Annotated in this window: 14 protein-coding genes; 3 read left to right on the forward strand and 11 right to left on the reverse strand. The window is 63.2% G+C overall.

Annotated features, from left to right (window positions below):
• Positions 1 to 25: 25 nt before the first annotated feature.
• Both ACNQPL_RS15335 and ACNQPL_RS15340 read right to left on the reverse strand, forming a co-directional pair.
• On the reverse strand, positions 26 to 184 hold the full coding sequence (locus ACNQPL_RS15335) for a YqaE/Pmp3 family membrane protein (RefSeq protein WP_003177654.1): 159 nt from the start codon (positions 182 to 184) through the stop codon (positions 26 to 28).
• A gap of 147 nt (positions 185 to 331) precedes the next feature.
• Positions 332 to 1,612 carry an aspartate aminotransferase family protein gene (locus ACNQPL_RS15340; protein WP_416467169.1) on the reverse strand — a complete coding sequence of 427 codons (1,281 nt, stop codon included), beginning with the start codon at positions 1,610 to 1,612 and terminating at the stop codon, positions 332 to 334.
• Between the two features lie 209 nt (positions 1,613 to 1,821).
• Between ACNQPL_RS15340 and ACNQPL_RS15345 the strand changes: the two genes are divergently transcribed.
• Positions 1,822 to 2,745 (forward strand): LysR family transcriptional regulator, encoded by a 924-nt coding sequence (locus tag ACNQPL_RS15345; RefSeq protein ID WP_346613634.1) that lies wholly within the window; start codon positions 1,822 to 1,824, stop codon positions 2,743 to 2,745.
• A gap of 233 nt (positions 2,746 to 2,978) precedes the next feature.
• Here ACNQPL_RS15345 and ACNQPL_RS15350 read toward each other — a convergent pair whose 3' ends face one another.
• The 9 genes from ACNQPL_RS15350 to bioB all read right to left on the reverse strand — a co-directional run bounded on the left by ACNQPL_RS15350 (position 2,979) and on the right by bioB (position 13,445).
• On the reverse strand, positions 2,979 to 4,757 hold the full coding sequence (locus ACNQPL_RS15350) for an acyl-CoA dehydrogenase C-terminal domain-containing protein (protein WP_416467170.1): 1,779 nt from the start codon (positions 4,755 to 4,757) through the stop codon (positions 2,979 to 2,981).
• Positions 4,758 to 4,880: 123 nt separating this feature from the next.
• The gene (locus ACNQPL_RS15355; RefSeq protein ID WP_416467171.1) at positions 4,881 to 6,164 is read right to left on the reverse strand and encodes a diguanylate cyclase; all 1,284 of its coding nucleotides are present in this window, start codon (positions 6,162 to 6,164) and stop codon (positions 4,881 to 4,883) included.
• 301 nt (positions 6,165 to 6,465) lie between these two features.
• The gene (locus ACNQPL_RS15360) at positions 6,466 to 8,271 is read right to left on the reverse strand and encodes a phenylacyl-CoA dehydrogenase (RefSeq protein ID WP_416467172.1); all 1,806 of its coding nucleotides are present in this window, start codon (positions 8,269 to 8,271) and stop codon (positions 6,466 to 6,468) included.
• Between the two features lie 300 nt (positions 8,272 to 8,571).
• Positions 8,572 to 8,868 carry a pyrroloquinoline quinone biosynthesis protein PqqE gene (locus ACNQPL_RS15365; RefSeq protein ID WP_346613630.1) on the reverse strand — a complete coding sequence of 99 codons (297 nt, stop codon included), beginning with the start codon at positions 8,866 to 8,868 and terminating at the stop codon, positions 8,572 to 8,574.
• A gap of 118 nt (positions 8,869 to 8,986) precedes the next feature.
• Complete coding sequence (gene bioD / locus ACNQPL_RS15370) at positions 8,987 to 9,667, reverse strand: dethiobiotin synthase (RefSeq protein WP_416467173.1); 681 nt, start codon at positions 9,665 to 9,667, stop codon at positions 8,987 to 8,989.
• 10 nt (positions 9,668 to 9,677) lie between these two features.
• Complete coding sequence (bioC, locus tag ACNQPL_RS15375; RefSeq protein WP_416467174.1) at positions 9,678 to 10,496, reverse strand: malonyl-ACP O-methyltransferase BioC; 819 nt, start codon at positions 10,494 to 10,496, stop codon at positions 9,678 to 9,680.
• The gene (locus tag ACNQPL_RS15380) at positions 10,489 to 11,220 is read right to left on the reverse strand and encodes an alpha/beta fold hydrolase (protein WP_346613627.1); all 732 of its coding nucleotides are present in this window, start codon (positions 11,218 to 11,220) and stop codon (positions 10,489 to 10,491) included. Before ACNQPL_RS15380 ends, bioC begins: the two co-directional genes overlap by 8 nt.
• Positions 11,213 to 12,385, reverse strand: a complete 1,173-nt coding sequence (bioF, locus tag ACNQPL_RS15385) for an 8-amino-7-oxononanoate synthase (protein ID WP_346613626.1) — start codon at positions 12,383 to 12,385, stop codon at positions 11,213 to 11,215. The genes ACNQPL_RS15380 and bioF overlap by 8 nt, the downstream gene beginning before the upstream one ends.
• Position 12,386: 1 nt before the next feature.
• The gene (gene bioB / locus ACNQPL_RS15390) at positions 12,387 to 13,445 is read right to left on the reverse strand and encodes a biotin synthase BioB (protein ID WP_346613625.1); all 1,059 of its coding nucleotides are present in this window, start codon (positions 13,443 to 13,445) and stop codon (positions 12,387 to 12,389) included.
• Positions 13,446 to 13,607: 162 nt separating this feature from the next.
• On the opposite strand from bioB, the gene ACNQPL_RS15395 reads away from it, so the two are divergent.
• Both ACNQPL_RS15395 and ACNQPL_RS15400 read left to right on the forward strand, forming a co-directional pair.
• A complete protein-coding gene (locus ACNQPL_RS15395; protein ID WP_243567400.1) occupies positions 13,608 to 14,327 on the forward strand; it encodes an autoinducer binding domain-containing protein in 720 nt (239 codons plus the stop codon).
• Entirely contained in the window at positions 14,317 to 14,991 is a 675-nt protein-coding gene (locus tag ACNQPL_RS15400) for a ComF family protein (protein WP_416467198.1), read from the forward strand. The genes ACNQPL_RS15395 and ACNQPL_RS15400 overlap by 11 nt, the downstream gene beginning before the upstream one ends.
• The last annotated feature ends 26 nt before the right edge of the window (positions 14,992 to 15,017 follow it).

The raw sequence follows: 15,017 nt of genomic DNA on the forward strand, positions 1-15,017 counted from the left end.
GGGGCCGCGTTGCGGCCCCGGCATTTCACCGCTTGGCGATGATGTACACCGCATGCACGATGCCTGGAATGTAACCCAGCAAGGTCAGCAGGATATTCAGCCAGAATGCCCCGCCGAACCCCACTTGCAGAAACACGCCCAGCGGCGGCAGAAGGATGGCGATGATGATGCGAATGAAGTCCATGCGTGTCTCTCCTGAAAGGGTCTAAACAGAGACTAGCTGGGCATCACAGAGGTTCCACAGGTAAGCGCCAGGCAAAAAAAACGCCCCGGGCCAAATGAAACAGGCCAGGGGCGATGCGCAGAAACGCCAGACGGTTCGTAGAATTCGTTACGCCGATACTTCGCGGCGGGCATGCTGCTGCGCATGCAAGCGGGCAAAGGCCCGGGCCAGGCGCAGCAGCATTTCATCGATGTTGCCTTTGCTCACGGTCAGCGCAGGCGAAAAGCGCACCACATCCACCTGCGGCGCATTGAGCAGCAGGCCCTCATGCAAGGCTGCCTGCACCAGGTCCTTGGCCAGGTGCTCCTGCAACTGCAAAGCCCACAGCAGGCCTTGGCCACGCACTTCGCCTTGGCCGTAGCGGCCAGCCAGCCGGCTCAAGCCATCGCGCAGGTGCCGCCCGCTGTCTTGAACCTGCTCGAAGAAGCCCGGCTCCAGCACGGTATCCAGCACGGCCAGGCCAGCAGCGCTCATCAGCGCATTGCCATGGTGGCTGCCTTCCAGTTCGCCCGGCTCGGCGCAGCAGGCAGTACCGCGGGCAAGCAAGGCAGCCAGCGGAACGCCTCCACCCAGGCCCTTGCCCAAGGTGATGATGTCGGCGCGCACACCATAGGTTTCTTCGGCCAGCAGCGCGCCGCAGCGGCCAATGCCGGTCTGTACTTCGTCAAGGATCAGGAGGATGCCCAGTTCGCGGCACAGCTTCTCGACGCCTTGCAGGTAGTCCCGGGTAGCGGGAATGACCCCGGCTTCACCTTGAATGGGCTCCAGCATGATCGCCACGGTGCGCGAGTCCACTTCGGCATGCAGCGCCGCCAGGTCGTTGAACGGAACCTTGCTGAAACCCGGTAGCCCCGGCTCGCAGCGGTTGCAGGGCAGCGGGTCGGATGCCGACAAGGCGCCCAGGCTGCGGCCATGGCAGCCCTGGCTGGCGGTGATGATGTGATAGGCGCCGCCGCGGTGCAGCTGGCCCCATTTGCGCGCCAGCTTGATCGCGCCTTCGCAGGCCTCCGCACCACTGTTGAGCAAGTACGCCTGCTCGCTGCCCGTGCTCTGGCACAGCCGGTTGACCAGCGCCAGCAGGCCCCGGCTGTGAAAACCTGCCCCTGGGTTGAGCAGCGCCTGGGCCTGGTTGCCCAGCGCCTTTACCAGCACCCCAGGGCTGTGGCCGAGGCTGTTGACCGCACAACCCTGGGTGAAATCCAGGTAGGCGTGCCCTTCGTCGTCCCACAACCAGGAACCTTGACCACGCACGAACACTTGGGCGGCACGTTCGGTGCTCGGCATCAGGCGCTCGCGTGACAGCAGCGGCGCGTCCGCCACAGGCACCGGGGCGCGCTTGGGCTCGGCCACTTCGGCAGGGGCCGAGCGACGCAGGTTGAACAGGTTCATCGGGGCTCCAGCCAGGCACGGTAAGGGGGGCCAGCATCCGGTCTTTGCGCCGGCGCTTGATATTTTGTCTTGCCTATCAAAAGTGTTTTTCAAACGGAGTAACAATGCGCTGATTGACTGCTGTAACCCGTTGGAATACGGCGATAGACTAGGCTTCGGCGGCGCATGCGGCCATTCCGTTTTTCCAGCTTTTTCGATAAGTGTTACTTATGGATTTTCGCCAACTGCGTTATTTCGTCGCGGTGTATGAAGAAGGCCATGTCGGCCGGGCGGCCGAGCGCCTGTCGTTGTCCCAGCCAGCGCTCTCGCAACAGATCCGCCAACTGGAGCACAGCCTCGACCTGAGCCTGTTCGAGCGCAGCAACAAGCGCCTGCTGCCCACCCTGGCCGCCCACACTTTGTACAACCATGCCCTGCCCCTGCTTGACGGCTTGCAGCGCGCCCATGAGGCGATGCGCAACTTCAAGGGCCAGTCGCTACGCACATTGGCCATCGGCGTGCTGCAGACGGTGCGCCCGAGCTTGGTGCCGCAGTTGCTGGAACGGGTGCGCAAAGCCCAACCGCACCTTGTGGTGCAGATCTATGAGTTGTCAGGGCTGGAAATCGAGCGGCGCCTGCTCAATGGCAACCTCGACATCGGTATCAGCTACCTGCCGCCGCGCCAGCCGGGGCTGCATGGATTGCTGCTGTACGAAGACGAACTGCAGTTGGTCATCCCGGACACTCATCCCTTGAAGGATTTCAAGAAGGTGTCGATCAGGCAGGCTGCAGAGTTGCCGATGCTGATGCTCGGCGAGGAATTCCAGATCCGACAGATCTGGAAGGAACAGTTGGCCAGCCAGGGGCGTCGGCCGCAGGTTCAAGCGGAAATGAACAATATGGGCGGCATTCTCGACAGCCTGGGCCACACTGCGCTGGCCACTATCTTGCCTGGCCGGGCCAAGGATGCCGCCGAAGATGACCAGGGTTTGCTGTGGAAGCCATTGAGCGAACCGCGCGTGCCACTGAAAGTGGGCCTGGTGTTCCGCGACGCTCAGCGTCAACAGGCATCGGTGGAGTTGCTGCGCACGCTGCTCGAGGAGGAGACTGACGCCAGGCAACTGAGCGCCTCGCCACTGGATGTGCTTGGCTGAAAAAGACGCGCACAAAGAAAACCCCGCCTAAGCGGGGTTTTCCAGACTGTTTCCCTGTGACATCCCTATCGCCCCGCCATCCTGGCAGGAAATCCTTCGTTGTCCCTGTTCTGTCCTTTGCGCTTCCTGCGCAACGTCCATGTGGAAATAGTAGCTATGGATCCAATCTGATACCAGTGGCGAAAAGTCACCGCGTCACGTAGGAAAATGCTTACAGGCAATATGGTGGCATATCAAAACTGCTCGGCGTCCAGCAAGTACAACGACTCGCTGCCTGCCTTCACCGAAGCCACCAGCGAATCCACCCGTGGCAACAGGCGCGCAAAGTAGAAGCGAGCGGTGCCCAGCTTGGCAGAATAGAACGCTTCATCGCCCTCACCGGCCTTGGCAGCACGTGCCATCAACGCCCACATGTAGGCATATGCCACATAGCCAAAGGCGTGCAGGTACTCCACCGATGCCGCACCGATCTCGTTCGGGTTGCCCTTGGCCTGTTGCAGCACCCACTCGGTCAGCCCGTCGAGCTGGTCGAGGTAAGCCCCCAGCGGCTTGGCAAACTCATCGAGTTCTCCATGCGCAGTGGCAATGAACTGGCGAACCTCGTCGGAAAACACCTTGTAGTAAGCGCCACCGCTGGCCACCACCTTGCGCCCCATCAGGTCCAGGGCCTGGATACCGTTGGTGCCTTCGTAGATCTGGGTAATGCGCACGTCGCGCACCAGCTGCTCCTGGCCCCACTCGCGGATGTACCCATGACCACCGAACACCTGCTGGCCATGCACCGCGCACTCCAGGCCCAGATCGGTGAGGAACGCCTTCGCCACCGGGGTCAGCAGCGCCACCAGCTCTTCACTGCGCTTGCGCGTGGCGGGCTCCTCGCTGTACTTGGCGCTGTCCAGTTGCATGGCCACGTAGGTGGAGAATGCACGGCCACCTTCAATCAACGCTTTCATGGTCAGCAACATGCGGCGCACATCGGGGTGGACGATGATTGGGTCGGCAGCCTTGTCCTTGGCTTGCGGGCCGGTGGGGGCGCGGCTTTGCAGGCGGTCCCGTGCGTACTCGACGGCGTTCTGGTACGAGCGCTCGGCCGTGGCCAGGCCCTGAATACCCACACCCAGGCGCTCGTAGTTCATCATGGTGAACATCGCCGCCAGGCCTTTGTTCGGCTCGCCGACGATGTAACCGACGGCGTCGTCGAAGTTCATCACGCAGGTCGCCGAGGCCTGAATGCCCATCTTGTGCTCGATCGAGCCACAGGTAGCCGGGTTGCGCGCACCGAGGCTGCCATCATCGTTGACCATGAATTTCGGCACCAGGAACAGCGAGATACCCTTGGGCCCGGCCGGTGCGTCCGGCAGCTTGGCCAGCACCAAATGGATGATGTTCTCGGTAAGGTCGTGCTCGCCACCGGTGATGAAAATCTTCGTGCCGCTGACCTTGTAGCTGCCATCGGCCTGGGGCTCGGCCTTGGTGCGGATGATCCCCAGGTCGGTGCCGGCATGCGGCTCGGTCAGGCACATGGAGCCGGCCCACACGCCGGCGTACATGTTCGGCAGGTACTTTTCCTTCAGTGCCTCGCTGGCATGGGCATTGATCGACAGGCAGGCGCCGGCGGTCAGCATCGGGTAAAGGCCGAAGGCCAGGCTCGACGCGTTGACCATTTCTTCGACCTGAGCCGAGATTGCCTTGGGCATGCCCATGCCGCCGAACAGCGGGTCGCCGCCCACGCCCACCCAGCCACCTTCGGCGTAGGTGTTGTAGGCCTCGATAAAGCCCGCTGGCGTGCGCACTGCGCCGTTGTCCCAGTGGCAGCCCTCTTCGTCAGCCGCGCGGCTGAGCGGGGCGATGGACTTGCTGGTGACTTTGCCAGCCTCTTCAAGTACGGCAATGGCCGTCTCGGCATCGACTGCCTCGGCCAGCTCGGGCAGTTGCGCCCACAGTTCTGCCACGTTGAAGACTTCATTCAGAACGAAGCGCATGTCGCGCAGCGGCGCTTTATAGTCAGCCATGACAACCTCTCGCTAGTCGGGTCGGGGCGGTCTCCAGGGACCGCGGCACGGGGTTGAATCCAGTGTAACCGAACAACTTTTGCGAGACATAGGGTCATCACGCGACCATATAGTCAATTACGGTCACGCGGTACGTACCGCCCCGCGCCGTGATTGTTGCCCATGAACCATGACACAGTTGCGCCCAGCACCCTTGGCGCTGTACAGCGCCTGGTCGGCGCACTTGAGCACCTCTTCGGGGTTGCGGTGCTCGGCCAGGCGTTCGGCGACGCCGATGCTGATGGTCACCGACACGGTGCCACTGGCACTGCCACTGCGCCGCTGGCGGCCGGCGGAGTCATCCTGCGGGCGATTGTTCTGGTCACGCAGGTGCATGGTGTAGTTGGCGATCATCTCGCGCACCGCTTCCACATGGGGCACGCATTCTTCGGCCGTCTTGCCGGCGAATACCAAGGCAAATTCTTCGCCGCCATAGCGGTAGGCGCGGCCACCGCCTGTCACCTTGGCCAGCCGGCTGGCCACCAGGCGCAGCACCTGGTCACCGACGTCATGGCCATGGGTGTCGTTGAATTTCTTGAAGTGGTCCACATCGGTCATGGCAATCACGTAGTTGCGCCCCAAGCGCTGCATGCGCTCATTCAGCGCGCGACGCCCGGGCAAGCCAGTCAACTCATCGCGAAACGCCATCTGGTAGGCCTCGTGGGAAACCGCCGCAGCGATCATCAGCATCACCTGGCTGCACATGATGTTCAGCGTGAAAGGCAGGATGAAGGTTTTGGGCAGCATCCAGAAGATGCCGATCAAGCCAATGATCTGCGCCGCGTGCAAAGGCCTTGGCTCCCGCAGGTACTGCACCACCAGCAGGATGAACACACCGATGAACAACGGGTAGACCATCTGTATCAGGCTCATCCACTGGCCATGCAGCGACGGCCAGCGGATTTCCGCCAGCCACCCCAGCAACGCTTCGGGAAAACTCTGCTCAAGGGCCACGGCCACGCTACCGACGGCGAACAGCACGGCAAAGCGGGCGAGCAGGTCCTGGGCCAGGTGGGTACGCTCTTGCCAGGCGCCGAACAGCCCGTACAACGCGGGCAACAGCAGGCACACCAGGTGGAAGATTACCGCGGCGTCCTCGCGCACGCGGCCGTTGTCGCGGTAGTAGTCAGTTTGGGTATCGAGCAGAAAGTAGGCAATGTACACCGCGACCATCAGAAACAGCTCGCGCTGGCGCCGATACACAGCGCAATAGGCGCCGCCCAGCAGCAGGACCAAGGTGGGCAAGACGTTGAACAGTGACGTGAAGAAGACGCTGAGGTCTCTTACGTAAGCCGCCGCAAGCCCTGCCAGCAATAGAATCAGCGAAGGCAGGAAGTGGCTCGCGCGTACAGCGTTTAAACGAAACAAGGGTAATCTCCGACCCGGCAGATCAATAATGGCATTGTGCCTTTACTTCATCGGCAGCGCACATGAATTGATGAATACACCGGTGTGTTAACGGCAGCGGGGGCGGAGGGCTTGAGCTTTTCTTGTAACCGGTTTTTGGGGCCGCTACGCGCCCCATCGCCGGCAAGCCGGCTCCCACAATGTCCGCGGCGCTGCAAAACCAGTGGGCGCCGGCTTGCCAGCGATGGAGCGCGAAGCGGCCCCCAAAAACGCGAAAACCCGCCTGCCCACAAGGCAGACGGGTTTTCGACGGGCTGAAGGCTTAGATCGACAGACCGAAGTCTTCTTCTTTCATCGCCATCAGGTTGCCGGCACCGGACAACATGGTTGCCACGTGAGTGCGGGTGCGCGGCAGGATACGCTGGAAGTAGAAACGCGCAGTCTGCAGTTTGGCGGTGTAGAACGCCTCTTCGGAAGTACCGGCAGCCAGCTTCTCCGCGGCCAGGCGGGCGATGTCGGCCCAGAAGTAAGCCAGGCACGCATAACCCGAGTACATCAGGTAATCCACCGAAGCGGCGCCCACTTCCTCGCGGTCCTTCATGGCAGCCATGCCCACTTTCATGGTCAGCTCGCCCCACTCCTTGTTGATCGCAGCCAGCGGCTCGACGAACTCCTTGATCGCCTCGACACCTTCCTGCGCCTGGCAGAACTTGTGCACGATCTTGGTGAAGCCCTTGAGCGCTTCGCCTTGGGTCATCAGCACTTTACGGCCGAGCAGGTCGAGCGCCTGGATGCCGGTGGTGCCTTCGTACAGCATGGAGATACGGCTGTCGCGCACGTTCTGCTCCATGCCCCACTCGGCGATGAAGCCGTGGCCACCGTAGATCTGCACACCATGGTTGGCCGACTCGAAGCCGACTTCGGTCATGAAGGCCTTGGCGATCGGGGTGAGGAAGGCCAAGAGGGCGTCGGCCTTCTTGCGCTCTTCCTCGTCCTGGCTGTACTTGACGATGTCCACCTGCTTGGCAGTGAAGTAGACCATGGCGCGGTTGCCTTCGGCGAAGGCCTTCATGGTCAGCAGCATGCGGCGCACGTCCGGGTGCACGATGATCGGGTCGGCAGCCTTGTCGGGCGCTTTAGGGCCGGTGAGCGAGCGCATCTGCAGGCGATCACGGGCGTACTTGAGGCCACCCTGGAAAGCCACCTCGGCATGCGCCAGGCCTTGCAGCGCCGTGCCCAGGCGAGCGGTGTTCATGAAGGTGAACATGCAATTCAGGCCCTTGTTGGCTGGGCCGATCAGGTAGCCGGTGGCGCTGTCGAAGTTCATCACGCAGGTCGCGTTGCCATGGATGCCCATCTTGTGTTCCAGCGAGCCGCAGCTCACACCGTTGCGCTCACCTACGCCGCCTTCGGCGTTGGGCAGGAACTTCGGCACGATGAACAGCGAAATGCCTTTGGTGCCGGCCGGGGCATCGGGCAGGCGGGCCAGAACGATATGGACGATGTTGCCCGCCATGTCGTGCTCACCGGCAGAGATGAAGATCTTGGTGCCCGACACTTTGTACGAACCGTCGGCCTGCGGCTCGGCCTTGGTGCGCAGCATGCCAAGGTCGGTGCCGCAGTGCGGCTCGGTCAGGCACATGGTGCCGGTCCACTCGCCGCTGACCAGCTTGGTCAGGTAGGTGTGCTGCTGCTCCTCGGTGCCGTGCGCCGAAATGGTGTTCATCGCGCCATGGGACAGGCCTGGGTACATGCCCCACGACCAGTTCGCCTCACCCACCATCTCGCTCAGGGCCAGGCCCAGCGACTCGGGCAGGCCTTGGCCGCCATGGGCAACGTCATGCGCCAGGCTCGGCCAGCCGCCTTCGACGAACTGCTCGTAGGCTTCCTTGAAGCCGGTCGGGGTCTTAACGCCGGACTCGCTCCAGGTACAGCCTTCCAGGTCACCGACACGGTTCAGCGGGGCCAGCACCTGCTCACAGAATTTCGCGCCTTCTTCGAGGATCGCGTCGACCATGTCGGGCGTCGCGTCCTGGCAACCCGGCAGGCTCTGATAGTGCGCCTCATAGCCGAGCAGCTCGTCGCGAACGAAGCGAATATCACGCAAGGGGGCTTTGTAATCAGGCATTGCGATGAACCTCTGTGATGAGTCCGGTGGGGAGACCGCTGATACCGACCAGCTCTTGCCGGCTTTCGGTCAAACAGTTGTTTGAAACTTACGTTTAGCACTGACGGATGTCAAGGAGGGACTATGGTGCCATTTATGCCGCGAAAGATGGCATTTACGCCATCGGCCTTTTTCGAGGCCATTTACGACTGTGGGAGCGGCCTCGCCCCGCGAATGCGTCAGCCCGGAACAGATTGCCTGTTCTGACACATTCGCGGGGCAAGCCCGCTCCCACAGAGGTTGCAGCGTGATAAGTCGATATCAGGCGTAGGTGTCGATGAACCGACCGAGCATTTCGTCGGAAGCCTTGGCGACCTTCGCACCCAGTTCGACTTCGGTTTTGCCCAGCGACAGTTGCACAGTGCTGGTGGCGAGGTCCATCTGCTGGCTGCGATCGACCGCGCGCAGGCGCTCGGCCTGATAGTCGCTCGACTGGCTGGTGGCGGCGCGCTCGACACTGTTGTTGGCGATCTGGCTGGCCGCCTGGTCGATGCGGTTGTGCCCGCTCTGGATGGCGCTGAGGCCCGCGTAGTACGCGGAGCTACCGGTGATTTCCATGTCAGGACTCCAATGACGCTGGATGTGATCAGTGGCAATTAAAGCAGGCCAGGGCACAAAAGGCCCGTTTAAATCCCTAATAGCTCAGTGCCAGCCAATAGACATGAGGCATGCTGCCTCAGTCCAGCAAGTCCAGTTGCAGGTGTTCGGCCACCGCATCGGCCGTCGCCACCTTGAGCTTGGGCACCCGCCCCAGGCACGGCGCGGGCAGCCGCTCGGCCAGGCTGGCCAGGTTCTCCTCCAGGCGCGCAGTACGCGGCTCGATGATATTGGCCACCCACCCCGCGAGCTGCAGGCCATCACGGGCGATCGCTTCCGCGCTGAGCAAGGCGTGGTTGATGCAACCAAGGCGCACGCCCACCACCAGGATCACCGGCAGTTTCAGGGCAATCGCCAGGTCGGACAGGTTGGCGTGATCGGAAAGCGGTACGCGCCAGCCACCTGCACCTTCGACCAAGGTGAAATCCGCATCCTGGTCCAGCACATGGCGCATGGCCTTCAGCAAGGCCGGCACTTCCAGTGCAACACCCGCCTCGCGCGCGGCCACATGCGGCGCGATGGCAGGTTCGAAGGCGAAGGGGTTGACCGCTTCATAGGCCAGCTTGACCGAGCTTTCGTCGATCAGCGCCAGGGCATCTGCGTTGCGCAGCCCTTTGGCAGTTGCGCTACAGCCGGACGCCACCGGCTTCGCGCCCAGCGTACTCAGGCCTTGCAGCCGCGCTGCATGCAACAGCCCGGCGGCAATGGTGGTCTTGCCGACATCGGTATCGGTCCCCGCGATGAAATAGGCCTGGCTCATGTCGCTCCTCTTACGCCTGTGGCTTGCGCAACACACCATAGACCACCTGATAGGTGGCTGGCAGCCCTTGCGGTTGACGGAATGCTTCGTAAGCCTGCAACAGCCCCTGCATACGGGCGCGGCCAGTCAGGCCTGATGGCCGCCCGGGGTTGAGATTGTGCGCACCAAGGGCCTTGAGTTCATGGGTCAGGCCACGGACATGCGGGTAGTGCAGCACATGTGCCTGCTGCTGCAGGCCGAGTTGTTCCAGGCCACTTGCCGCGCACAGGCGCTGATAGTCCTCGAAGCGGCGGAAGCGATTGACGTGCACCATGCCATCCACGGCCTGCCAACTGGCACGCAGCTCATCGAGGGTGCCGACACACAGGCTGCTGAAGGCCAGCACGCCACCTGGGCGCAATACCCGCCGGGCTTCTTCCAGCACGCTGGCGAACTGCCCGCACCACTGCACCGCCAGGCTGGAGAACACCAGGTCGACGCTATCATCGGCCAGCGGCAGGCGCTCGGCATCGCCCGCTACGTGATACTGCGCCCCGCCCTGCTCGTCACGGGCATGGCGTAACATGCCTTCGGCAATGTCCACAGCCAAACCACTGGCGGGTGCGAAGCGCTGAGCCAGCACGCGGCTGAAATAGCCGGTGCCACTGCCCAGGTCGAGCCAGCGCGATGGCGCCAGTTCGTCCGGCAGCTGCTGCAACAGGCTCACACCCACCGCACGCTGCAGGGCTGCCACGCTGTCGTAGCTGGCCGCTGCGCGGGAAAACGAAGCCGCTACCTGGCGCTTGTCCGGCAGTGCGCCGGGCAGGGTTGGACGGGAAAGGTCAGTCATCGCCACTCTCATGCAGGAAAATCTTGATGCCCGCCGCCAGTTCCTGTGGGTATTCCAGCAGGAAGGCGTGGGAACTGTCTTCAACCAGCCCGACCTCCACGTCGGGTAGCAACTCGCTCAGGGCTTTCGCCGCCTCGGCCGGGACCAAGGCATCGCTGCCAGCGAACAAGTGCAGTTGCGGCCCCCCATAGGCCTGCAGTGCCTCGCGGGTATCCAGCTGGGCCAATACTTCCAGCCCGTTGGCAAGGTAAAGCGGGTCTGTCTCCGGCACACCAACGCCCAGTTGGCGCAGCAGGGTGCGCGGTTGCTGGGCGCCGTCGCTGCACAAGCTGCGAAAGCGCTTGAGGGTCACGGAGGTATGGCTGCGGCACCCATCCAGGAAGGTCCCGAAGGTGTCATTGGCCATGCCGTATGGCCAATCGGCACGGGCCACGAAGCTTGGGTTGCTGGCCAAGGTCAACAGCCCGCAACAATGGTCGCCGCGCTTGCGCGCAAGTTCGCTGGCGAGCATGCCGCCCAGCGACCAGCCGCCCAGCCAGGTATCGCTGGGCAACGTGCGGTCAAGGTGGTCGACCCAAGCCTGAACATCGGCTTCGGCCAGCTCCGGCAGGGGCATCAGCTCGACCTGCAGGCGGGCGTCCTGGGCGCGCAGGCTGGCCGCCAGCGGCTCCAGGGCCGCAGTACCCAGCCCCCAGCCCGGTAAAAGGATCAGTCGGTTACGCATCGGCGGCCTCCAGCTGTGGATAACACTCGGCCAATGCATTCAACAATAGCTGCACCTGCGCCTCGCTGTGCGCGGCGCTCAAGGTAACCCGCAAGCGTGCGCTGCCGGCAGGCACGGTGGGCGGGCGAATGGCGGTAACCAGCAGGCCACGTTCGCGCAACATCTGTGACAGCCGCAGCGCCTGTGCGCTGTCGCCAATCAGGATCGGCTGGATCGGCGTCGGGCTGTCCACCAGCGTCAGGCCGATCGCTTCGGCACCCAGGCGGAACTGGCGGATCAACGCGCCCAGGTGCTCACGGCGCCAGGTTTCGCTGCGCAGCAGTTGCAGGCTCTTGAGTGTCGCGCAAGCCAGAGCCGGTGGCTGACTGGTGGTGTAGATGTAGGGCCGGGCAAACTGCACCAGCGCTTCGATCAGCTCCTCGCTGCCGGCGACAAAAGCACCCGCCGTACCGCAGGCCTTGCCCAGCGTGCCGATCAGCACAGGCACGTCTTCGATGCCCAGGCCGAAGTGCTCGACGATACCCCCGCCCTGTGCTCCCAAGGTGCCCAGGCCGTGTGCATCGTCGACCATCAACCAGGCACCGCGAGCCCGCGCGACCTCGGCCAGTGCGGGCAAGTCGGCAAGGTCGCCGTCCATGCTGAACACGCCGTCCGTGACCACCAAGGTATTGCCGGTGGCTTTGTCCAGGCGCTTGGCCAGGCTGGCCGCATCGTTGTGCAGGTAACGATTGAAGCGGGCACCACTGAGCAAACCGCCGTCCAGCAGCGAGGCGTGATTCAGGCGGTCCTGCAGCACCGTGTCGCCCTGCCCCACCAGCGCGGTAATAGCGCCAAGGTTGGCCATATAGCCGGTGGAAAACAGCAGCGCCCGGGGGCGACCGGTCAACTCGGCGAGCGCTTCTTCCACCTGGTGGTGAGGGGTGCTGTGGCCGATGACCAGATGCGAAGCGCCGCCGCCTACCCCCCAGCGCTCGGCACCCGCCTGCCAGGCGGCGATCACCTCGGGGTGGTTGGCCAGGCCCAGGTAGTCATTGCTGCAGAAGGCCAGCAATGGCTGGCCATCGACCACCACGTGCGGCCCTTGCGGGCTCTGCAGCAGTGGCCGCTGCCGGTAGAGGTCTGCGGCGCGCCGTTCGGCCAGGCGCGCCGCCAGATCAAAGGCCATGTCAGGCAGACGCGGCGTTATAGAACAGCTCGCTGCTGCGTTGCTCGACCAGCGCCTGCTCGATGGCGGCCTGGTGCACTTCGTCAGCATGCTCTTCGCGCGCTTCGGGCTTGATGCCCAGGCGAGCGAACAGCTGCATATCCTTGTCGGCCTGCGGGTTGGCGGTGGTCAGCAGTTTTTCGCCGTAGAAAATCGAGTTGGCGCCGGCCATGAAGGCCAGGGCCTGCATCTGCTCGTTCATCTGCTCGCGGCCAGCGGACAGACGCACGTGCGACTTGGGCATCAGCAACCGCGCGACCGCCAGCATGCGGATGAAGTCGAACGGGTCGACGTCTTCTTCATCAGCCAGCGGCGTACCGGCCACCTTCACCAGCATGTTGATCGGCACCGATTCCGGGTGCTCGGGCAGGTTGGCCAGCTGGATCAAGAGGCCCGCGCGGTCGTCCAGCGACTCGCCCATGCCGAGGATGCCCCCAGAGCAGATCTTCATGCCGGCATCACGCACATAGGCCAGGGTCTGCAGGCGCTCACTGTAGGTGCGGGTGGTGATGATGCTGCCGTAGAACTCCGGCGAGGTGTCGAGGTTGTGGTTGTAGTAGTCGAGGCCAGCCTGGGCCAGGGCCTGGGTCTGATCCTGATCGAGCTTGCCGAGGGTCATGCAGGTTTCCAGGCCCATGGCCTTGACCCCTTTGACCATCTCCAGCACGTAAGGCATGTCTTTTGCCGATGGGTGCTTCCAGGCCGCGCCCATGCAGAAGCGGGTCGAACCGATGGCCTTGGCCCTTGCGGCCTCCTCCAGCACCTTCTGCACTTCCATCAGCTTCTGTTTTTCCAGCCCGGTGTTGTAGTGGCCAGACTGCGGACAATATTTGCAATCTTCCGGGCAGGCGCCGGTCTTGATCGACAGCAATGTCGAAACCTGCACGCGGTTGGGGTCGAAATGCGCGCGATGCACGGTCTGCGCCTGGAACAGCAAGTCATTGAACGGTTGCTGGAACAGTGCCTTGACCTCGGCCAGTGTCCAGTCGTGACGTGTTGTTGCAGTTGTGCTGGCGCTCATCGGCGTTTCCTTGTTTAGGCTGTAGCTGGCGCCGGGACAGGAATGCCCACCAGCGCATCACGGATAGCTCGCATAGTCATGGAAGGCCTATGAACTGTCAACCTTGGTTAAAAGCACTGGTTTACAAGTGCATAAATATTAACCAATCGTGCTTGCTGTGCGATGGAGCTGCGCTGGCAGGACGCCTACCATCAATTCAGCGCCGCGGAGAACGAGCAGCAGCTCTTCCAGCGGATCGCCGCGTATTCGAAGCGCCTGGGCTTCGAATACTGCTGTTACGGAATCCGGGTGCCGCTGCCCGTGTCGAAATCGGCCGTCGCGATCTTCGACACCTATCCGGACGGCTGGATGGCGCACTATCAGGCGCAGGACTACATCAAGATCGATTCGACGGTCCGCGACGGTGCGCTCACCACCAACATGATCGTCTGGCCGGACGTCGACGAGGTCGCGCCATGCCCGTTGTGGGAAGATGCGCGCGAGGCCGGGTTGTCGGTCGGCATCGCGCAGTCGAGCTGGGCCGCGCGCGGCGCGTTCGGCCTGCTGAGCATCGCGCGCCATGCGGATCGCCTCACGCCTGCCGAAATCGACATGCTCACGCTGCAGACCCACTGGCTCGCGAACCTGTCACATTCGCTGATGAGCGGCTTCATGGTGCCGAAGCTCGCGCCAGCGGCAAGCGTCGTGCTGACGGCGCGGGAACGCGAAGTGCTGTGCTGGACCGCCGAAGGCAAGACGGCATGCGAGATCGGTCAGATCCTCGGCATCGCGGAGCGGACGGTGACTTTTCACGTCAACAACGTCCTCGTGAAGCTTGGCGCGACCAACAAGGTGCAGGCGGTCGTCAAGGCGGTCTCGGCGGGGCTCATCGATATGTTCTGATGAGCTGGCCGAACAGCCCTACCCTTTATGCGTAGCCTGCGAGCAGGAGCTGCCGTGGTTGAGTGAATACTGCCTGCGCTGTGCGCTGCCGCTACCCATGGGCGGGCTCACCTGCGGCCAGTGCAGCCGCCGCGCGCCGGCCTTTGAGCAGGTCGTCGCGCTTTGGCATTACGGCTTCCCCGTGGATACGCTGATCAGCCGTTTCAAGCACAACCGCCAATGGCCGCTGGGCCGTTTGATGGCCGAAATGTTGAGTTCTGGCCTGCAGCATCGCTATGCCGAAGGGCTGGCCAGGCCTGACCTGCTGTTACCAGTACCCCTGGCCAGGCGTCGACAGCGTGAGCGCGGCTTCAACCAGGCCGGCCTGTTGGCGCGCTGGCTGTCGAAGCGCCTGGCAATCGCCCTCAACGAACGTTTGCTGCAGCGCACCCGCGAGACACCGGCGCAGCAAAGCCTGGATGCCAAGGCGCGTCGGCGTAACTTGCAGCGGGCATTTGCCTTGGTCGACGAGGGCGTTATCGACGGCCTGCACGTGGCCGTGGTCGATGACGTACTGACCACCGGGGCCACCGCACAGGCCATTGCCGCACTGCTGCGCGGGGCCGGTGCGCGGCAGGTCGATGTGTATTGCCTGGCACGCACGGCAAAACCGGGGCAAGCTTGACGGGTCAGTCCCAGATAGGCGCCATC

Origin of the sequence: Pseudomonas sp. LFS044 (assembly GCF_047978245.1) — a bacterium.
In the GTDB taxonomy this organism is placed as follows: Bacteria; Pseudomonadota; Gammaproteobacteria; order Pseudomonadales; family Pseudomonadaceae; genus Aquipseudomonas.